The sequence below is a fragment of the Novosphingobium sp. BL-S-33 genome (assembly GCF_056857025.1).
In genome coordinates this window covers 1,140,868-1,159,263 of sequence record NZ_CM166474.1, presented here as the reverse complement: position 1 = coordinate 1,159,263, position 18,396 = coordinate 1,140,868, and the positions used below count along the sequence as shown (strand labels likewise).

General features: G+C 64.4%; 18 protein-coding genes. 4 read left to right on the top strand and 14 right to left on the bottom strand.

Going from position 1 to position 18,396, the window contains the following annotated elements; genetic code table 11:
• Positions 1 to 77: 77 nt before the first annotated feature.
• Positions 78 to 794 carry an alpha/beta hydrolase gene (locus tag AC1VVM_RS05410; RefSeq protein WP_482956050.1) on the bottom strand — a complete coding sequence of 239 codons (717 nt, stop codon included), beginning with the start codon at positions 792 to 794 and terminating at the stop codon, positions 78 to 80.
• 85 nt (positions 795 to 879) lie between these two features.
• Between AC1VVM_RS05410 and AC1VVM_RS05405 the strand changes: the two genes are divergently transcribed.
• Positions 880 to 1,440 carry a TetR/AcrR family transcriptional regulator gene (locus AC1VVM_RS05405; RefSeq protein WP_482903052.1) on the top strand — a complete coding sequence of 187 codons (561 nt, stop codon included), beginning with the start codon at positions 880 to 882 and terminating at the stop codon, positions 1,438 to 1,440.
• A gap of 53 nt (positions 1,441 to 1,493) precedes the next feature.
• On the opposite strand, the gene AC1VVM_RS05400 is transcribed toward AC1VVM_RS05405, so the two are convergent.
• The 6 genes from AC1VVM_RS05400 to AC1VVM_RS05375 form a co-directional block, all read right to left on the bottom strand.
• On the bottom strand, positions 1,494 to 2,000 hold the full coding sequence (locus tag AC1VVM_RS05400; RefSeq protein WP_482956049.1) for a hypothetical protein: 507 nt from the start codon (positions 1,998 to 2,000) through the stop codon (positions 1,494 to 1,496).
• Between the two features lie 108 nt (positions 2,001 to 2,108).
• Entirely contained in the window at positions 2,109 to 3,029 is a 921-nt protein-coding gene (locus tag AC1VVM_RS05395; protein ID WP_482903050.1) for an SDR family NAD(P)-dependent oxidoreductase, read from the bottom strand.
• 49 nt (positions 3,030 to 3,078) lie between these two features.
• On the bottom strand, positions 3,079 to 4,287 hold the full coding sequence (locus tag AC1VVM_RS05390) for a CaiB/BaiF CoA transferase family protein (RefSeq protein WP_482903049.1): 1,209 nt from the start codon (positions 4,285 to 4,287) through the stop codon (positions 3,079 to 3,081).
• Positions 4,284 to 5,309 (bottom strand): alpha/beta hydrolase, encoded by a 1,026-nt coding sequence (locus tag AC1VVM_RS05385; protein WP_482956048.1) that lies wholly within the window; start codon positions 5,307 to 5,309, stop codon positions 4,284 to 4,286. The genes AC1VVM_RS05390 and AC1VVM_RS05385 overlap by 4 nt, the downstream gene beginning before the upstream one ends.
• Before the next feature lie 110 nt (positions 5,310 to 5,419).
• The gene (locus AC1VVM_RS05380; RefSeq protein ID WP_132388156.1) at positions 5,420 to 6,556 is read right to left on the bottom strand and encodes an FAS1-like dehydratase domain-containing protein; all 1,137 of its coding nucleotides are present in this window, start codon (positions 6,554 to 6,556) and stop codon (positions 5,420 to 5,422) included.
• 32 nt (positions 6,557 to 6,588) lie between these two features.
• Complete coding sequence (locus tag AC1VVM_RS05375; protein WP_482903047.1) at positions 6,589 to 8,166, bottom strand: acetate--CoA ligase; 1,578 nt, start codon at positions 8,164 to 8,166, stop codon at positions 6,589 to 6,591.
• A 130-nt stretch (positions 8,167 to 8,296) separates the two neighbouring features.
• Here AC1VVM_RS05375 and AC1VVM_RS05370 point away from each other — a divergent pair, with 130 nt between their 5' ends.
• On the top strand, positions 8,297 to 9,085 hold the full coding sequence (locus AC1VVM_RS05370) for an IclR family transcriptional regulator (RefSeq protein ID WP_482956047.1): 789 nt from the start codon (positions 8,297 to 8,299) through the stop codon (positions 9,083 to 9,085).
• Positions 9,086 to 9,137: 52 nt separating this feature from the next.
• Here AC1VVM_RS05370 and AC1VVM_RS05365 read toward each other — a convergent pair whose 3' ends face one another.
• Positions 9,138 to 9,911, bottom strand: a complete 774-nt coding sequence (locus tag AC1VVM_RS05365) for a helix-turn-helix domain-containing protein (RefSeq protein WP_482956046.1) — start codon at positions 9,909 to 9,911, stop codon at positions 9,138 to 9,140.
• Positions 9,912 to 10,188: 277 nt separating this feature from the next.
• Here AC1VVM_RS05365 and AC1VVM_RS05360 point away from each other — a divergent pair, with 277 nt between their 5' ends.
• Positions 10,189 to 11,256 carry a hypothetical protein gene (locus AC1VVM_RS05360; protein ID WP_482903044.1) on the top strand — a complete coding sequence of 356 codons (1,068 nt, stop codon included), beginning with the start codon at positions 10,189 to 10,191 and terminating at the stop codon, positions 11,254 to 11,256.
• A 94-nt stretch (positions 11,257 to 11,350) separates the two neighbouring features.
• On the opposite strand, the gene AC1VVM_RS05355 is transcribed toward AC1VVM_RS05360, so the two are convergent.
• From AC1VVM_RS05355 to AC1VVM_RS05335, 5 genes are all read right to left on the bottom strand, one after another.
• Positions 11,351 to 11,803 (bottom strand): MaoC family dehydratase, encoded by a 453-nt coding sequence (locus tag AC1VVM_RS05355; RefSeq protein WP_132388146.1) that lies wholly within the window; start codon positions 11,801 to 11,803, stop codon positions 11,351 to 11,353.
• A gap of 68 nt (positions 11,804 to 11,871) precedes the next feature.
• Positions 11,872 to 12,270, bottom strand: coding sequence for a hypothetical protein (locus AC1VVM_RS05350; RefSeq protein WP_482903043.1), 399 nt, complete (start codon positions 12,268 to 12,270; stop codon positions 11,872 to 11,874).
• A 106-nt stretch (positions 12,271 to 12,376) separates the two neighbouring features.
• Entirely contained in the window at positions 12,377 to 14,221 is a 1,845-nt protein-coding gene (locus AC1VVM_RS05345; protein ID WP_482903042.1) for an acetyl/propionyl/methylcrotonyl-CoA carboxylase subunit alpha, read from the bottom strand.
• The gene (locus AC1VVM_RS05340) at positions 14,218 to 14,532 is read right to left on the bottom strand and encodes a DUF3088 family protein (RefSeq protein WP_482956045.1); all 315 of its coding nucleotides are present in this window, start codon (positions 14,530 to 14,532) and stop codon (positions 14,218 to 14,220) included. Before AC1VVM_RS05340 ends, AC1VVM_RS05345 begins: the two co-directional genes overlap by 4 nt.
• A gap of 5 nt (positions 14,533 to 14,537) precedes the next feature.
• Positions 14,538 to 16,139: a carboxyl transferase domain-containing protein gene (locus AC1VVM_RS05335; protein WP_482956044.1), complete on the bottom strand. Its 1,602-nt coding sequence runs from the start codon at positions 16,137 to 16,139 to the stop codon at positions 14,538 to 14,540.
• 134 nt (positions 16,140 to 16,273) lie between these two features.
• Between AC1VVM_RS05335 and AC1VVM_RS05330 the strand changes: the two genes are divergently transcribed.
• Positions 16,274 to 17,128: a LysR family transcriptional regulator gene (locus AC1VVM_RS05330; RefSeq protein WP_482903039.1), complete on the top strand. Its 855-nt coding sequence runs from the start codon at positions 16,274 to 16,276 to the stop codon at positions 17,126 to 17,128.
• A gap of 190 nt (positions 17,129 to 17,318) precedes the next feature.
• Here the strand turns inward: AC1VVM_RS05330 and AC1VVM_RS05325 are convergent, their stop codons facing one another.
• Positions 17,319 to 18,317 (bottom strand): LLM class flavin-dependent oxidoreductase, encoded by a 999-nt coding sequence (locus tag AC1VVM_RS05325; RefSeq protein WP_482956043.1) that lies wholly within the window; start codon positions 18,315 to 18,317, stop codon positions 17,319 to 17,321.
• Between the last annotated feature and the right edge of the window lie 79 nt (positions 18,318 to 18,396).

The window sequence follows — 18,396 nt, the reverse complement described above, 5'->3', positions numbered from 1 at the left end:
CCGCATTTGGTGAAGCATGGATTCACGAACGCGATCGGCCGTTTTTGACCGCAAGTATCTCCTTAACCGAGCAATTTTCAGATCCGGGCGATGGCGTCCAGTCGCTCGGCGACCCAGCCAGGCTCGGTGAGCATGAGATCGTGACCGGTGTCGATATCCCACACACGCCCCTCAGAACGCTCGGTCAGCAGCGGCATATCGCGTCCTGGGATGGTTGATGTGCAGATCAGGTGGCTCTCGGGAATCGCCCGCATGGCCGATTCGCCAGTGAAAGCGATCTTCTGCGCGAAGCATTTCCACGGCTGCCGCGTCAGCCGCGCATCGGTCCAGGCGCCCAGTTCCGGGTCTGTCACACCAAAAAAAGCGGCGAAGCCCGGCATGGGTTCAAGCACCACGTCCACCCCATCCACTTGCCACATCGTCTGGCGCGCCTGATCGATCATCTCGAAAGCATGTTCGTGTAGCGATTCGCCGTCGACCGGATAGGCGGCATCCAGATAGACACGGTGCCCCACCCGCCCCGGCTGGCGATCCGCCGCGCCGGTGATGACCATGCCGCCATAGCTGTGGCCAACCAGGATCGCGTCGGTCAGATCCTCGAATTCCAGCAACTGGGCCACGTCGTCGATATGGGTGTCGAGGTCGATCGCCGGGCTCAGCAGATGCTTGCGATCGCCAAGGCCGCTGAGCGACGGGGTGTGAACCTCATGCCCCATGGCACGCAACCTCTGCGCCACCGGCTTGTAGCACCAGCCGCCATGACCGCCGCCGTGAACGAGAACGAAAGTCGCCATCTCAGCTTTCTCCGCAGTTATGTTATCGAATGGTAACTTCGGTTGCTCTTGCCCTTCTGTCAATCCCGGCGATAGCCTGCGAGCGATGGAAGCACCTTCTCCCCGCAATGGCGCCAGAAACGCAGAAGCCACGCGCGCGCGCATTCTCGATGCGGCCAAGCACTTGTTCTCGACCAGCGGCTATTCGCATACCGGCATCCGCGAAATCGCCGCGCGCGCCGGGATCAGTTCGCCGCTGCTGCTGCGCTATTACGGATCGAAAGCGGGGCTGTTCGAGGCGGCGCTGGATCAGGCCATGGCGGTCGATCCGCTGCTGGCCGTCGCGCCCGAGGACTTCGCCCGGCACATCACGACGGAATTGCTGGGAAGCGCGGAATCGGTGCAGCCTATGCTGATGATCGCCATGGCCTCCGGCGCGCCGGAAGCGGCCGAGATCGCCGCGCAGGTCTTCGCGCGGCGCTGCATCGCGCCAATGGCGGAGGCGATTGGCGGCGAGAGCGGCGCCGTGAAGGCGCTCGAAATCTCGATCCTGTCGATCGGCTTCGTATTCTTCCTGCGCCACCTGCCGCTGACCGGCTTCGGCGAAAGCGAGCGCGCCCAAGTGGCCGACTGGTTTACCCGCTGCCTGCAGGACTTGCGCGGCTGAAACTGCCCCCCCGCCGGGCAGCAATCTCAGCCACGAAGACTACCCGGAAAAGGTCACCGCTCTGCCCAGGCAATCGCGCCGATCCCATAGCCCAGCATCGAAACCTGACGCCCCTTTTCATCCGTGTAGGATGGCTTGGCAACGCCGGGTTGATTGCCTGATGGGCCGCTGAGCGCCTCAAGAACTTTGCCGACATCCGCCGTATAGCAACGCTTGTCCCGGCACGCCGTCGGCGCTGCAGCGCTATCGACGGGGCGCGCGTATACGAACCCCGACGAAGTGCCATAGGAGGTGCTGCCGTAGCCGCCCAGTATCTGAACATAGGGCTTGCCGGCCTGCCGAGCGAGTTCTGCAGCGCGATAGAGCGCCACATCCAAGGCCATTAGCGGATCTCGCACATGATATTCCGTGACGATCCTGTACGTGCCATCGCCTTGCAGCTTTTCCTTGTACCCTTCGCTGAATGCCCCACTTAGCGGCACGTAATTAGGCGCAGCATCGCGGGCCAATGCAGGGGTGGACAAACAAAGGGCAGCAAGCAAGCCAAAAGCAAAGCGCATTATATTTCCAGTCGCACGAAATAGACGAGCAACTGCATACGATTTGGCGGTGAATAGTTTATTGATCACCCACCCAATCAACCCGCTTCTTACAACAATTTAAGCGGATCACGCCACGGTTTCCCGTCGGATCATCGCGAAGCCATAGAGTAGATGCTCAAGTTGCCCGTCCGGCACTGGCGGGAAGGCCAGCGCCTCACCCCCGTTACGGATGGTATCGATCTGCTCGGCCACTTGCTCCAGCGACCAGTCCGGCCGGAACGCGCCCTCGTTCTCCATCACCTTGGCCCGCGCCAGACGGCCACCCATGGCGACAAACATCTCGCCCGAAGCCTCACAGCTTTCATGGCAGAGATAGCCGACCATCGGCGCCACCTGTTCCGGTTCCATCGGCGGGAATTGGCTGGTGTCGATCCCTTCGGACATGCGGGTGACGGCAGCGGGCACGATCAGGTTGGACTTCACGTTATTGTGCTGCCCCTCGATCGCGGCGGTATTGGACAGGCCCATGAAACCCGCCTTGCACATCGCGTAAGTCACATTGTCCGACTTGCCGTAGAGCCCGTTGATCGAACTGGTCAGCACGATACGCCCGAAGCCCTGCGCCATCATGTGCGGAAACGCCTCGCGCACGACGTGATAGGCGCCCTTCAGGTGGACATCGAGGACGCTGGTGAAATCCTCGTACGCGAGTTCGGACAGGCTGCCGCGCCGCACGTTCCCGGCCGAGTGGATCAGGATATCGATCCGCCCGAAGGCATCGAGTGCGGACCGGATGATCGCCTTGCCGCCTTCCGGCGTGGCGACGCTGTCGGTGTTGGCGACAGCCTCCCCGCCCGCCGCGCGGATTTCAGCGGCAAGCGTCTCGGCCGGGCCTTCGTCGGTGGCATCGCCTGCCATCGAGACGCCGGGATCGTTGACGACGATCTTGCAACCCCGGCTCGCCAGCAACAGTGCGTGCGCCCGACCGAGCCCACGCCCGCCGCCGGTGATCACGGCGACACGATTATCGAAGCGCAGGTCGGCCATCTGGAAATCCTCTCAGGTTCTTTCCGCCAGCCTTGCCTGAAGCGTGGGCTCAGGCAACCACTCCGGCGCGGCGAAGCTGCGCAATTCGCTCCGGCGAAAGATCGAGCACGTCCTCCAAAATGGAATCGGTGTGCTCGCCCAGCACTGGCGGCGCGCTGGGCACCGGCTGCGGGGCATCGGTGAAGCGGATCGGGCGATTGACGATGGGGATCGGCCCCAGCGTCTTGTGCTGCGTTTCCACCACCATTTCGCGCTCCACCGCCTGCGGCTGCGCCAGCGCTTCGGACACGCCCAGGATCGGCGCGTGCGGCACTTCGTGCGCGGTGAAGATCGCCACCAGTTCGTCCACACTGTGACGTTCGGTAAAGGCGCTGACGATGGCGTTGACCTCGGCCCGTGCATCGCGGCGCTTTTCCAGCGTGTCGTAGCGCGAGTCTTCGGTCAGTTCCGGCCGCTCGATGGAGCGGCAGATGCGGCTCCAGAATCCCGGCGTCAGACAGGCAACGACGATGGAGCCTTCGCGCGCCGGGAAGATGCCATAAGGCACGAGGTTGGGATGCTGCGACCCCACCCGGCTGGGATCGGTGCCGTTGAAAAAGGCGAGCTGCGCGATGTAGCCCAGCATGCCGATCAGCCCATCCATCAGGCTGACGTCGATATGCCGCCCCACGCCGGTCCGCTCGCGCTCGTAAAGGGCGGAGAGGATGCCGATCGGCCCGTTGATGCCGCCGACCAGATCGCCCAGTGGAATGCCCAGCTTGGTCGGCAGCCCGTCCGGCTCTCCGTTCATGGAAAGCGCGCCGGACATCGCCTGAAGCACGATGTCGAAACTGGGCCGGTCCTTCAGCGGGCCGGTCTGTCCATAGCCCGAGATCGAGCAATAGATCAGGCGCGGGTTGATCGCCTTCATCGCCTCGTAACCAAGGCCGAGCCGGTCCATCACGCCGGGCCGGTAGTTCTCCACCAACACATCGCACTTGGCCGCCAGATCGCGGACCAGCGCCAGCCCGTCCTCGCTCTTGAGGTCGACGACGATCGATTTCTTGCCGCGATTGACCGCGAGATAATAGTGGCTCTCCCCATCGCGCGTGGGCGGGAAAGTGCGCGTCTCGTCGCCGGTGCCGGGCGGCTCGATCTTGAACACTTCGGCGCCCATATCGGCCAGCGCCAGACTCGCGGCGGGCCCCGCCAGCACGCGGGTAAAGTCGATCACCCGCACCCCGGCAAGGGGCCCCGCCCAAGGTGTGTCTTCGCTCATCGGGACAGGTTCTCACGGAAGAAGGAAAGGATCAGCGCCACGGCATCGCGCCCTTCGGGCATGTGGAGGCCGTAGTGGTAGCAGTGCCCCATGCCCTCGCCCACGATCAGCGTGGAGCGGATACCGGCCTTGAGCAACTGCGAGTTGGTGAAGATCGCCGGGCTGAGGTCCATCGCGCGGGTGCCGGTGATGATCAGCGTGGGCGGGAAGGTGGCCAGCACGTCCAGATGATAGCCCGGCCAAGCGCTGGGATCGCGCGGGTCGCAACCGTCGAAATAGCCGCGCGTGATGTCGATGGGCGTGCTGCCGTCGGCGGGCGGCGGCGGGAACGAGCCGTCGATATAGCCCGCGACATAGGCGGACTCGCCGGCCCCGAACGGCACCCCGCCCGCGCCGAAAATGCCGACTGCCCCCGCTTGCGGCAGTCCGTGCGCTGGCAGCCATGCCGCCGCCTGCGCCGTCAGAGCGCCGCCTGCAGAACCGCCGTAGATGCCGATCCGGCCCGGCGCGTAATCTTCCAGCAGCGCGGCATAGACCGCCGCAACGTCCTCCACACCCGCCGGGTGCCGGTATTCGGGCGCCATGCGGTAATTGACGCTGACGACGCGGAACTTGCCGAGAGCGGCGATGGGGATCGCCTCCATCAGCGCAATGCCGTCCCACCCCACGGTGAAGGCCCCGCCGTGCAGGTTGATCAGCACGCGTTCGGGATCGTCGCTGCCATCGGCGGGGGTGACGTCGAGCACCTCCACGCCGCCGATGGTTTTCGGGACGATCTCCACCGCGAAATTCTCGCGCAGGCGGGCAACGCCCTGCGCGGCATAGGCATTGATTTGCGCGCGCCGGGCCGCGATGTCTGCTTCTTGCTCTCCGGCGGCATCGAAGGCCGGCATTGCCGCGCGGGAACGCTGGAACGCTGCGGCTTCCTCGCTCAGCAGGCTGGAGGCGGGCAGGACGAAGGCCGGAACCCGCACATCGCCATTGGCTTCGAATTGCGGCGCCGCCGCTGCATCTTGTCCCACTGCCTGCTCTCCCATTGTTTTTCGCAGCATTCATACGACACGGCCCGGACCTTGCGCAAAGGTCCGGGCCGAAATCGCCATGCCGCTATCGGCGGCAATGCCTCTCGCGATCAGCCCTTGCTGGGCAGTTCCGCAACAGCGGTGCCGAAGGCCGAGAGTTCGCCGCGATGGGTGGTCGCCTTCTGCGACACTTCGACGAACTTCTTGCCGCCTTCCTCGAACTTGCGCGTCACTTCGCCGGTGATGATGATGGCATCACCGTCCGGGTTGTGGCGGCGGATCTGGCAGTCCGACTTGGTGAGGAAGCCGTCGTCACCGATCCAGTTGGTCATGTGGTGCGTCAGCCACGAGCAACGCTCCGGACCGTAGTCGTATGCGCCCGGCGCGCCCACTTCGAGAGCGAAAGCTTCGTCCCAGTGCACGCGCTCGGGGCAGTCCGGCACGTTGAAGCGGTTGCGGATGCCCAGACCCGGGTGCGCCTTCTGCATCTTGTAGGCCAGCTTGTTGGCGCGGATGTAGAGGCCGCCCCAGCCCTGCGCATAGCAGATGAAGCCGGTGACGGTCATCGGGCCCTTCATCATCGGCGGCAGCTTGTCGCCGACGTTCACGTCCTCGAAGTAACGCGGGGTGGCGCCGCGGATCTCTTCCTGGTCGTAGATGTCGTAGAATTCGTCGAGCTGTTCCTGGGTGAAGGGCTCAACGCGGCCACGCGCTTCGGTGTACTTCGTGCCGCGCTCGCGGGCCTCGTCACGGTCGGTGCGGAACACCCACGAGTCCGCGCCGGCAACCTGCTCACCGTGCTGGTTGAAGAAGTCGACGTGGTAGATCTGCTGGAACGAACGACCGGCGAACTTGGTCTGATGTTCGACCAGATCCTTGAGGTAAGCGACGGTGGTGATGGTGTCGTTGCGCAGCACCGGCTTCTGCCAGGTCCAGTCCGCACCCGCCCACATGGCGTGCACGCCCGAAAGACCACCGCAGTAGCCCGAAACGATGCGGCTGGTGGTGAACAGGAACGAAGGCAGCGCGACGATCGAGCCGTACTTGGTGTTCTTCGCGTATTCCGGATCGCACCACAGCGGATTGTCGTCGCCGATGCCGTGGGCATAGTGGCGGATCGCGTCGCGGGTGGCTTCGTAGTTCCACGGCTCGACGGTGTTCTCGATCTTCACGCCGATGCGGGCGCGCAGATCGTCGAGGCCGGCCTCGGTGATCTTGGGGAACTTGGATTCTGCTGTGGTTGCCATTTCGGTACTCTCCTGAATTCCTGAGATAAGTTTTAGCCGACCGCTTCAGCAGCTTTCGCCGCCTCGCGGTCGCGCAGCATCTTGCGGTGGACCTTGCCGGCCGGGTTCTTGGGCAGTTCGTCGACGAACTCGACGATGCGCGGGAATTCGTGCTGGGCGAGCTTCTCGCGGGTGAAGTCCTGAAGCTCCTTGACGAAGGCATCGTCTCCGGCGCGATTGGCGACGACGAAAGCCTTCACCACTTGCCCGCGCTTTTCGTCCGGCACGCCGATCACGCCGCATTCGAGCACGTTCTCATGCCGCAGCATGGTGTTCTCGATCTCGACCGCCGACATCGTCCAGCCCGCCGAGATGATCACGTCATCGGCACGGCCGCAGTGGTAGAAATAGCCGTCCTCGTCGATCTTCGCGCGGTCCTTGGTGGTCATCCAGTTACCGCCGCGCCAGAGCATCAGTTCACCGATCTCACCGGGCGCGGTGGGGGTGCCGTCAGGGCGCTGCACTTCCAGCTTCTGTCCCGGAACCGCCTTGCCGAGCGAACCGGGCTTCACCGTGAAGTCATGCGCGCCGGGGTAGTTCACCAGCACCACACCGATCTCGGTGGTCCCGTACATCGAGCAGACGGGCACCTTGAATGCGCCGTCGATGAATTCCAGCGTCGCCGGATCGATCGGCTCACCGGTGTAGGACAGCTTGCGGAAGTGGAACTTGAAGTCCCCCGCCGCGCCGCTGTTCTTCATCATCCGGTAGTGCGTTGCCGCCGCCGACATGTTGGTGATGCCATAATCATCCAGCGCCTTCATCAGCCGCACTGGATCGAAGCGCCCGGCGAAGGTGCCGGTGGTGACGCCGAGGCCGAGCGGCGCCAGCGTGCCGTGCCACAGGCCATGGCCCCATGCGGGCGAAGACGGGCAGAAGAACTCGTCGCCCGGTCGAATTCCGGTGCCGTAGAGCGCCGCGAACATCAGCGTGACGAGCGCCTTGTGCGTGTGCTTCACCGCTTCGGGCAGCTCGCGCGTGGTGCCGCTGGTGTACTGGAACACAGCGAGGTCGCCCGCCTTGGTCTTCGGCTCATAGGTGGCCGGATACTTCGCGATCTCGTCCAGAAGACCATCGTCCGCGACGATCACGCGCAGCCCGTTTTCCGCCGTCACCGCTCCGCGTGCGAGGTCTGCCTTCTCGGCATTGGTGATGAGGATCGCAGGCTTGCAGTCGTCGATGCGCAGCTTCAGCGCGTCCGGCCCGAACAACGTGAACAGCGGAACCGAGATCGCGCCGGTCTGCATCGCGCCAAACAGGCAGACGTAGAACGGCAGCGAGGGTTCCAGCATGAAGGCGATGCGCTCGCCCGGCTGCACGCCCTCGGCATCGAGCCAGTGCGCGAACCGCGCGGCCCCGGCGGAGATCAGATCGAAGCTGAGGATTTCATCGCGGCCATCGGCATGGGCGATCCGTACCGCCGCGCGGCCCGAACCATCGGCATGCCGGGTAATGCACTCATGCGCGATGTTGAGCACATCGCGGTCGCCGTCGAACAGCTCCCACAGCGCGGCCGACGAGGCGTGCGCCTGCGCATCGGCATAGCTCGAAAGGTCGGTCAACTTCGCCATCGCTCATCCCACTCCGCGCCGGACGCATCGCTTCTGCGACTCACATCTCGGCCGTTTGTTCTTGTGTTCAACAAATGTGATGAAGCAGGCTTGTTTTGTAAATATTGAATGTTATTCTGTATATTGAACGATGAGCAGATCAGACCCTCTCGAAGACGCTGTGCGCGCCAGCAAGGCCCCCGCCATTGCCCGGGCGGCAGCAGTGCTGCGCCTGCTGGGCAAACGTGGATTGCCGATGGGGGTGCAGGCCATTGCCCGCGAACTCGGCCTCGTGCCCAGCACCTGCCTCTATGTGTTAAGGGCGTTAGTGGCCGAGGAATTCGTGGCTTTCGATCCCGACACCAAGCGCTATGCGCTCGACGCCGGCGTGCTCACCCTCGCCCGGGGATGGTTGAAGCGGGACCAGTTCAACGACCTTGCGCAAGGTCCACTCGACCGCATCTCGCGCGACTTCGGGCTGACCACATTGGGCGTGCAGGTCTTCGGGCTCGATCACATCATCGTCACGGCGATGGCGCAATCGGGCGAGGCATTCCAACTCTCCACACAGGTCGGCAGCCGCTTCCCCGCACTCGTATCCGCCACCGGCCGCTGCATTGCCGCTTTCGGTGTGGAGGACCTCGAAACCCTGCACCCGCGCTTCGAAACGCTGCGTTGGGACGACGCTCCGTCATGGCCGGAATGGTGCGCGCAAGTCGCCGAGGCGCGGCTGACCGGCATCGCTGTGGACGACGGCCACTACATCGCCGGTGTCACCGTGATCGCCGCGCCCGTGTGGAAAGGTGGTCGCGGCAGCGGCGCGCCTTCCCACGCACTGGTGGCCATAGGCATCGGCGCAACGCTGCGCGGCGAGATGGACCGGGTGAAGCAGGCGCTGGTCGGTGCGGCCCGCTCGCTCAGCGAGCATCTGGCCGGCTAGGGTCGATCCGAGGAGGAAACCCCGACGGCCATCCTTCGGACGCTCGCTCCGCCTACTCGATGGTCACGCCTGCCACGCGCCAAACACCATTTTCGCGCGCCAGCGAAACCGTCTCCACCGCATCCGCCTTGTTGGCGTAGCTGGTGCGGAACTTCACGACCTCATAGCCGGCAGGCGGCGCGGGCAGGTTCTCCTGACCGAGCAACGTGCGCGAAATCACCGCCCCCAGCGGCACACGCACCTTTTCGGAGGTTTCCGCCCATACTTGCAGGGTGTTCAGCTTCTGGAATGCGGAGCCGGTCCCCTTGTAGCTATCCTCCCAGCGCCCCTGATCCACCAGCGTCAACCACTGGCGCGCCGCATCGACGACCTCCTGATTGACCGCGCTGGTCGGTGTTGGCGATGGTGGTGTGGTGACTTGCGTGAGGCTGACGAGCGCCAGAAGGCCAAGGGCAAAGGTCATGAACAGAACTCCGATGCTGATCCGGGAATGGCGATGAAACCACCCCGCGCCGCCGATCGGCGCCTCTGCCTGATCCGCCTGGAGTGCCGCTGCGTCTCCCCCGATTCCCGCGTCCACAAACAATTGGGGGTTCGGAGAACAAGCATCGTCACCTTCCACTTGCAGCAGCAGGCGCGCCGCCTCCCGGCTGCTGGACACTGCCATCTTGCGCCGCGCATCGCGCAGTCGCTCGTTGATGGTATGGACCGAAAGGTCGAGGCTGCGGGCAATCGACTTGGCATCGTGCCCACGCACGATCAGGCGAAGCGTCTGCTTCTCCTTCTCGGTAAGGCCCCAGGAAGCGTGTTGCACCGGCATGTTCATACCTCCCGAGGCCTATGTAAGCCGCGCGGTCTCCACCACCCCAAAAAATTTGTACTTGGATCGGGGCGATGGTTTCCTGCGGTTCCCGACGCTCCAACCGACGCGCTGCCGGAACAGGCTCCGGAATAGGGTGGCCGTGAGGGCAAACCCCCTCGGCATTAAGGTTTTTCCCTAGATCCACGACAGGGAACTCCCAATGGGTCTTGGCCCGAATCCCCTCTATCAGCAGGAAGGCAAACGCCGGAGATGATGCGCGATGGAAGACGGCGCGAGACGGTTGAAGTTCTCTTTCGTCCTGCCGCTGCTCATCCTGTCCGCGACGGGCTGTACGTCCATCGGCGCGCAGCGCATGGGGATCGATCGGTCCGATTATTCCATGCGGCTGCTGCAGAACAACAAGGAACAATTGCTGCTCAATATCGTGGCGATCCGTTACGGCGATGCCCCCGCGTTTCTTGAGGTCAATTCCGTCATCAGCCAATATACGCGCGAAGGGTCCGTCCATGCCGATTTCGGCATCCATCCCGCACCCGACGATGCAGACGGAACTGCGGGAGCCAATGTCCTGCTGCGGGAAACGCCAACGATCACTTATGCGCCGCTGTCGGGCGAGCGCTTTTCGCGCAGCATGCTCTCGCCCATTCCTCCGGCCTCGTTGCTGGCGATGATGGAGGCGGGGTGGTCCGCCGAATATCTGCTCCGGCTTTCGGCCCGATCGATCAACGGCGTTCGCTCGGGCAGTCACGACCCTTTGTTTGCCGGCGGTGCAGATCCTCAATTTCCGCTGATCGTCAGAGCCATCGGCCGCTTGCAGCGGAGTGGCGGAATTGCCCTTCATATCGAGCGCGACGAAAAATCGCATTTCACGGCAAGGGCGGTCCTGTCGCGATCACCTTCGGACGTTGATCGCGCGGACCTCGATTTCATCAAGCGTGCACTCAATTTGCCGGGCGATGCCAAGGAACTGGCGATCCGCTTCGGAGCTGCCCAGCCGGCACCCGGCCAGCTTGCGATCGGTTCGCGGTCAATGTTCGAGATATTGACCGAAATGGCGCAAAGTGTCGAACTGCCGGTCAAGGATAGAGATGGCAGGGTTGCGGACGGCCAAACTGGTGTTGCCGGAACCGATGCGGCCGGGGAGCCCCCACTTGTCCGCATCCATTGCGGCCCCGATCGCCCTGCCGATCCGCATGTCGCGATCCGCTATCGCGGCAGCTGGTTCTGGATCGACGGCACGGACAGCGAATCCAAGCGCATGTTCCTGATCACGCAGATCCTGCTCTCGCTCAACGATTCCAGTACCGCGAACAACAATGCCCCGCTCGTAACCATCCCGACCGGTTGACCAAGGCGAGGATCAAACGCGAACCTTGCCACATTCCGCGGTCCGGAGGCGGTTCTTCCTCTGGACCGCCTCACCTGTGGCAACTGAATTGGAGTTACGCGTCGCGCTTCTTGAGGAGCACGGTGCGCAGCATCGAGAGCGCAGTCTCACCACGCTGGTTGGTCAGTTCGTGCTTGAACACGACGATGCCCTGCGTGGGGCGCGACTTGCTCTCGCGCATTTCGACCACTTCGGAATGGCAGGTCAGCGTATCGCCGATGAAGGTCGGCTTGGGCGTCACCACCTTGTCGAAGCCGAGGTTGGCGACGAGAGTGCCCACAGTCGTGTCCGCGATCGAAAGACCCACGGCGAGGCTGAAAGTGAAAGTCGAATTGACGAGGATCTGGCCGAACTCGCTCTGCTTGGCGAATTCCGCGTCCAGATGGAGCGGCTGCATGTTATGCGTCATCGCCGAGAACATCAGGTTGTCAGTCTCGGTAACGGTGCGACCCGGCTGATGGGTTATCCTGTCACCCACGGTCCATTCGTCGAAAAAGCGGCCCGGCAAAATCCTGTCTCCCTTTGGTAAAATGTCCGTCCGGGCGCGGATCACCGCGTCCGGCCGGACAGCCTGTATCAACGCGCCATGATGCGGATCTGCGGGCGAGTGCCTTGCGGGACTCGCTGGAAGGACGCGGTCACGCGGTCTATCCGGCGCGGACCGCCGGTCAGCGTGGTTACCCGCGTACAAGAATTCGCCCTGATGGTGGCGTTCACGCGGATGTTCTGCTGCCGGCCGTTATCAAGGCGCACCGTGTAGCTCGTCATACGGATCGGCGCGGCGCGCGTGCAGAGCTGGACCTGCCGGAAAGCGTTGCGACTGCCGACGGTGAACGTGCTGTGGGTGGTCCCGGGATTGACCGTCCGGGTGCCGAGCGTGGTCCAGTGCGACGGCGGCGCGGCCTCCGCCGGGGCAAGCGCGACAAGCGGAGTGGCGGCGACTGCGCCAAGGGCAAGAAGATACGAAAGCTTCAAGGGAATTCTCCTCGTATCGAATCCGTCGGACAAGGACGGACAGGAAAGGGCTAAGCCCATCCCGCCGAACTTAAAATGACAATTCGTGCAGGCCGCGATCCTCGCCTCAATCTTCGTGCGGTTCGACGCGTGCCAGCAGGGCTTCCACCTGAATTTGTGCCCCCGCGACGACGTTGAGTTCCGCCACCACGCCATCGAAGGGCGCCGCCAGCGTGTGCTCCATCTTCATCGCTTCCAGCGTCAGCAGCTTCTGCCCCTTGGTCACGGACTGCCCTTGCGTGACGTCCACCGCGATGACCTTGCCCGGCATCGGCGCAAGGATCGCGCCCGAACCGTCCGCCGCGCCATGCACGCCGTCGCGCCGCCAGAGGGTGAGCAACCAGGCCTGCCCCTGCTCGGTGACGAGCACGCCGTCGTCCGGCTCCTCGCTGCCCTCACCGGTCAGCTCGATCTCGACCTTCTCGCCGTCGAGCGAGAACCATGCCGCACGCGCGGGCGCTGCATTGAGGCGGAAGCCTGCCATCGGCACGGTCGATACCAGCGAGTTCGCGGCAGCCTGAAGCACCTCGTCCGAAGGCACGGGCACTTCTGCCATGCTCTCGCCATCGCGGCCGATCAGGCCGGTATCGACCTTGCCCGCTGCGAAGTCGGGATGCTGCAAGGCCTTGACGAGAAACGAGGCATTGGTCCGCACCGGCCAGACGGCGCTATCCTCCAGCATCTCGCCCAGCCGCTCACGGGCTTCGTCGCGGTCCTCGCCCCAGGCGATGACCTTGGCAATCATCGGGTCATAGAAGGGCGAGACTTCCGCGCCTTCATAGACGCCGGTGTCGATGCGCCCACCCTCAGCCTCGCCGAATTCCAGCAGTTCGAGCTTGCCGATGCTGGGCAGGAAGCCCTTGGCCGGATCCTCGGCATAGAGACGGGCTTCCATGGCCCAGCCGTCGATGGTGAGGTCTTCCTGCGAGAGCGGCAGCGGTTCGCCGCTCGCCACGCGCAGTTGCCATTCGACCAGATCGACCCCGGTGATCTCCTCGGTCACCGGATGCTCGACCTGAAGACGCGTGTTCATTTCCATGAACCAGATGCGGTCTGCGGAGAGCTTGCCCGAACCGTCCGCGATGAACTCGATCGTGCCAGCGCCCTGATAGTCCACGGCCTTGGCCGCCCGCACCGCTGCCGCACAGAGCGCCCCGCGCGTCGCCGCGTCCATGCCGGGCGCGGGGGCTTCCTCGATCACCTTCTGGTGGCGGCGCTGGAGCGAGCAATCGCGCTCGAACAAGTGGACGACATTGCCGTGGCTGTCACCGAAGACCTGCACTTCGATGTGGCGGGGCGAAGCGATGTACTTCTCGATCAGCACGTGGTCGTTGCCGAACGAGGACGCCGCCTCGCGCTTGCACGAGGCCAGCGCGTCGATGAAAGCCTCGGGCGCCTCGACCAGCCGCATGCCCTTGCCGCCGCCGCCCGCGACGGCCTTGATGAGCACCGGATAGCCGATCTTGGCGGCCTCGTCGGCCAGGAAGGCAGGCTCCTGATTCTCGCCCATGTAGCCCGGCGTCACCGGCACCCCTGCCTCGGCCATCAACTTCTTGGCCGCGTCCTTCAGGCCCATCGCCGTGATCGAGGACGGCTTCGGGCCGACCCAGACCAGCCCGGCATCCATCACCGCCTGCGCAAATTCGGCATTCTCGGACAGGAAGCCATAGCCCGGGTGAATCGCCTCGGCGCCGGTCTGCTTCGCGGCGGCAATGATCTTTTCGCCCACGAGGTAGCTTTCGCGCGCCGCAGACGGGCCGATGTGCACGGCCTCATCCGCCTCGCGCACATGCAGTGCATCGGCATCGGCGTCGGAATAGACCGCAACGGTGCGAATGCCGAGTTCCCGCGCGGTGCGGATAACGCGGCAGGCGATCTCGCCGCGATTGGCGATCAGCAGCGACTGGATCATGGGTGACGCTCCGGGAAACCGTGACGGGTATGCAGCGCCGCAAGGACGCCTTCGATATCATTGGCGAAGCCGCCCTCGGCAAAGGCGAGCGCGGGAAGGTTCTGGTTTTCCTCGCCCAGCGCAGCGACCACGGCCGCACGCGGGCGCGGCCAGCGGACGCGAACGACTTCAATATTGCCTGCGCGCTCGGGGAACAGCGCCAGCAGGCCCTCCACCGTCACGCAATCCTTGCAGTAAAAGCGACGCTCGCCGTCAAATGCGGGATCCGCATAGTCGGTGTCGAGCACGAAGAGAGTATCGATCCGAGCCATCGCCATCACATCCTGAACACGCCGAACTGCGGCTTTTCGGGGATCGGCGCCTCAAGGCACGCGGCAAGCGCAAGGCCCAATACGTCGCGGGTCTGCGCGGGGTCGATCACACCGTCATCCCACAGGCGGGCGGTGGCATAGTAGGGATTGCCCTCGTCCTCGTACTTCTGGCGGATCGGCGCCTTGAAGGCCTCAGCCTCCTCGGGCGACCACTTCGCAGCGTCGCGGTGGACGGTGGCGAGCACCGAAGCGGCCTGCTCGCCGCCCATCACCGAGATGCGCGCATTGGGCCAGGTGAACAGGAAACGCGGGTCGTAGGCGCGTCCGCACATGCCGTAGTTGCCCGCGCCGAACGAGCCGCCGATCAGCACGGTGATCTTCGGCACCGTGGCGGTGGCAACGGCGGTGACGAGCTTGGCGCCGTGCTTGGCGATGCCCTCCGCCTCGTACTTGCCGCCGACCATGAAGCCCGAGATGTTCTGGAGGAACAGCAGCGGAATCTTGCGCTGGCAGGCCAGTTCGATGAAGTGCGCGCCCTTCTGCGCGGACTCCGAGAACAGCACGCCATTGTTGGCAAGGATCGCCACCGGCATCCCGTGAATATGCGCAAAACCGCAGACGAGCGTGGTGCCGTAGAGCGCCTTGAACTCGTGGAACTCGCTGCCGTCGACGATACGGGCGATCACCTCGTGCACATCGTAAGGCGCGCGCACGTCCTCCGGCACGACCGCGTAGAGTTCTTCCGGATCGTACTTGGGCGGACGCGGTGCGCGCAGCGGCTGGTCGTGATGATGCAGCGGGCCGAGATGGCTGACGATGTCGCGCACGATGGTCAGCGCGTGCTCGTCATTGTCGGCAAGGTGGTCGGTCACGCCCGACTTGCGGCTGTGGAGGTCTCCACCGCCGAGGTCCTCGGCCGAGATCACTTCGCCCGTCGCCGCCTGCACCAGCGGCGGCCCGGCGAGGAAGATCGTGCCCTGCTCCTTCACGATGATCGATTCGTCGCTCATCGCCGGAACATAAGCACCGCCTGCCGTGCAGCTTCCCATGACACAGGCGATCTGCGGAATGCCTTTCGAGGACATCTGCGCCTGATTGAAGAAGATACGGCCGAAGTGGTCGCGGTCCGGGAAGACCTCTGCCTGATGCGGCAGATTGGCGCCGCCGCTGTCGACGAGGTAGATGCACGGCAGGTTGTTTTCCTGCGCGATCTCCTGCGCGCGGACATGCTTCTTCACGGTGATCGGGTAATAGGTGCCGCCTTTCACGGTGGCATCGTTGCAGACGATCATGCACTGGCGGCCAGAGACGGTGCCGATGGCCGTAATCAGCCCCGCGCCGGGAATGTCGTCCTCGTAAAGCCCCTCGGCCGCAAGTTGTCCCAGCTCCAGCAGCGGCGAGCCGGGATCGAGCAGTCGCTCCACGCGCTCGCGCGGCAGCAGCTTGCCGCGCGCGACATGACGTTCGCGCGACTTCTCGTTCCCGCCGAGCGCGGCCACCGCCACTTTCTCGCGCAGCTCCGCCACGAGTGCCCGGTTATGCCGGTCGCGCGCCTGCGCCTCGGGGCTGTCGAGATTCAGGCTGGTATGGAGCACCGGCGCGCTCATGCCACGATCTCCGGTTGCGCTGCGCTTGCCATCGGGCTCTCTTCCCATGCTGGATTGATTTGCCCCGCCTATCTAGACCGGCCGGCAAGCGAGCGGAAATTGAAATTTTTCGCCCTTCGTTATAGATACTGTCTATGATCGACCAATATCTGCTGCGCTATTTCCTCGCCGTGGCGGAAACCGGCAATTTCAGCCGCGCAGCCCGGGCGGTCAGCGTTACCCAGCCCACGCTTTCGGCCGGTATCGCCAAGCTCGAACGCGAACTGGGCGCGCGCCTGTTCGACAGGGATCGCCAGCGCGTTGCCCTGACCCCGGCGGGCAGCCGATTTCTCGTCCGCGCCCGCCGCATCGCCGCCGAATATGAGCACGCGCTGGTCGAACTGGCCGAACCCGCCGAACCGAGCCTGCTGCGCGTGGGCGTGCTCAACACCATCCCCACCCGCACGATAGGCCGCGCCTTGGCCCAATACGACGGCAGCGAGGCGCTCGAACTGCTCGACGGCAGCGAGCGCGATCTGGCTGAGCGGTTGGAACGCGGGCGGATCGACGTGGCATTGACCGTCGTTCGCCCCCACCACGCCCGCTACCAACCCGAAGTGCTCGCCCGCGAACGCTACATGATGGTCTTGCCGCCCGATCACCCGCTGGCCGGGGAGAGCGAAGTCCTTGCCGAACAGCTCGCGCAGGATCGCATGGCGCTGCGCCGCCACTGCGAGGCGCTGCCGGAGATCAACCGCTTCTTCACCCAGCGCGGCGTCCGTCCGCGCTTCGTGCTCAAGACCACCAGCGACGAGCGCGTTCTCTCGGTTGTGCGCAGCGGGGCCGGGGTGGGGATGATGCCTGAGGGGTTCGCCGACGGTTCGGTGCGGTTCGTGCCGGTGCGGGATTTCGAACTCGTGCGGGAGGTCGGGCTGCTGCACGCCGGGGGTGTGCGAGGAAGCGCGTTTCTGGCGATTTTGCGGGGGCTGTATCGGGAAGAAAAGGAATAAGCAGGGGAGCATAGCCCCCCTGCACCCCCAATACTGTCTTCGTGGTGCCCTGCCCTATTCGTTGCGCTCCCATGGCTGCGTCGGGAGACTTATGGGCTGCGCCGCAAGGAGCGCACTACGGATAGATGGCGCGCAACGAAGACGCTCTGCGGGTCTGGGGGATCATCCCCCAGAATCCCTTCTTTTCTGCTTAAATTTCCGCCTTCAATCGCGGCATCGTCGCTTCCAGCAGCTTGAGGCTCTTCCACCCTTCTTCCGGCGAAAGTCCGCCCAACAAGGGCTGGAAACCGATATGGCCGACGCCGCCCATGCTGCGCACTTTCTCGACGAGCTGGTCCGGCGTCCATGCGGCGAACATGCCCGCCTGACGCAGCACGGCCGGATCGGTCAGCCCCTTGAACGGCGAGTTCGAACCATCGCCCTCCTGTTCGGCCCACTTGGCATATTCGGTGATGACGTGGACTGCGTGCGGCGCGATCGCTTCCCAGCCGGCGTCCGGATCCTCGCAAAGATGGACCGCCAGCGGCATTCCCGGCGTAGGACGGAAATAAGTGCGCGGCGCGTGGCCGAGCCGTTCGCATTCGGCGAGGTAAAGATCGATAAGTTCGGGCTTCATCGGCCCGAAACCGACGCCGAATTTCGCCGCGCGCTTGGCCGAGGCGGGCACGCCGCCGCCGACCATGATGATATCCTCCGGCGCCTGCACGGTGAGCGGACGGACATAGATCGGGCGGCCGTCAAACTCGAATTTCTCGCCTTTCAGGGCGCGCAGGATGATCTCCAGCCCTTCGTCCATCAGCCGTGCGCGGTCCTTCAGGGACTTGCGGAACATGGCGAACTCGAACGGTACATAGCCGGCACCGAAGATGACATTGAGCCGCCCGTTGGACATCTGGTCCAACACTGCGATCTGCTCGGCCAGTTCGAGCGGATCGTGGAGCGGCAAGACCACCGCGCCGAGCATGAAGCGGATGCGCTTCGTCACCGCCGCCATGCCGCCGGCCAGCGTGAAGGGCTGCGGCAAGTAGCCGTCATCGGAGCCGTGATGTTGCATCAGCCCGATCTGGTCCGCGCCGATCCGGTCGACGAAAGCCGCCATCTCGATTGCTGCGCGGTAAAGCTCGTGCGTCGGCGTCGCCCAGTCGGGCGAGCGCATGTCGAACGAGACGTTGATGCGGGTATCCTTCACGGGCCGATTCCCCTCCAGCAGTGAGGCGTCCGGTGGTGCTGCAATCGCCCGCGCGCAGCAATTCACGCCGGGCAGATAC

Excerpts from the sequence above, each read along its gene's own strand:
- AC1VVM_RS05410 (WP_482956050.1), bottom strand. The coding sequence starts at position 794 with ATGGCGACTTTCGTTCTCGTTCACGGCGGCGGTCATGGCGGCTGGTGC.
- AC1VVM_RS05405 (WP_482903052.1), top strand. The coding sequence starts at position 880 with ATGGAAGCACCTTCTCCCCGCAATGGCGCCAGAAACGCAGAAGCCACG.
- AC1VVM_RS05400 (WP_482956049.1), bottom strand. The coding sequence starts at position 2,000 with ATGCGCTTTGCTTTTGGCTTGCTTGCTGCCCTTTGTTTGTCCACCCCT.
- AC1VVM_RS05395 (WP_482903050.1), bottom strand. The coding sequence starts at position 3,029 with ATGGCCGACCTGCGCTTCGATAATCGTGTCGCCGTGATCACCGGCGGC.
- AC1VVM_RS05390 (WP_482903049.1), bottom strand. The coding sequence starts at position 4,287 with ATGAGCGAAGACACACCTTGGGCGGGGCCCCTTGCCGGGGTGCGGGTG.
- AC1VVM_RS05380 (WP_132388156.1), bottom strand. The coding sequence starts at position 6,556 with ATGGCAACCACAGCAGAATCCAAGTTCCCCAAGATCACCGAGGCCGGC.
- AC1VVM_RS05375 (WP_482903047.1), bottom strand. The coding sequence starts at position 8,166 with ATGGCGAAGTTGACCGACCTTTCGAGCTATGCCGATGCGCAGGCGCAC.
- AC1VVM_RS05370 (WP_482956047.1), top strand. The coding sequence starts at position 8,297 with ATGAGCAGATCAGACCCTCTCGAAGACGCTGTGCGCGCCAGCAAGGCC.
- AC1VVM_RS05365 (WP_482956046.1), bottom strand. The coding sequence starts at position 9,911 with ATGAACATGCCGGTGCAACACGCTTCCTGGGGCCTTACCGAGAAGGAG.
- AC1VVM_RS05345 (WP_482903042.1), bottom strand. The coding sequence starts at position 14,221 with ATGATCCAGTCGCTGCTGATCGCCAATCGCGGCGAGATCGCCTGCCGC.
- AC1VVM_RS05340 (WP_482956045.1), bottom strand. The coding sequence starts at position 14,532 with ATGGCTCGGATCGATACTCTCTTCGTGCTCGACACCGACTATGCGGAT.
- AC1VVM_RS05335 (WP_482956044.1), bottom strand. The coding sequence starts at position 16,139 with ATGAGCGCGCCGGTGCTCCATACCAGCCTGAATCTCGACAGCCCCGAG.
- AC1VVM_RS05330 (WP_482903039.1), top strand. The coding sequence starts at position 16,274 with ATGATCGACCAATATCTGCTGCGCTATTTCCTCGCCGTGGCGGAAACC.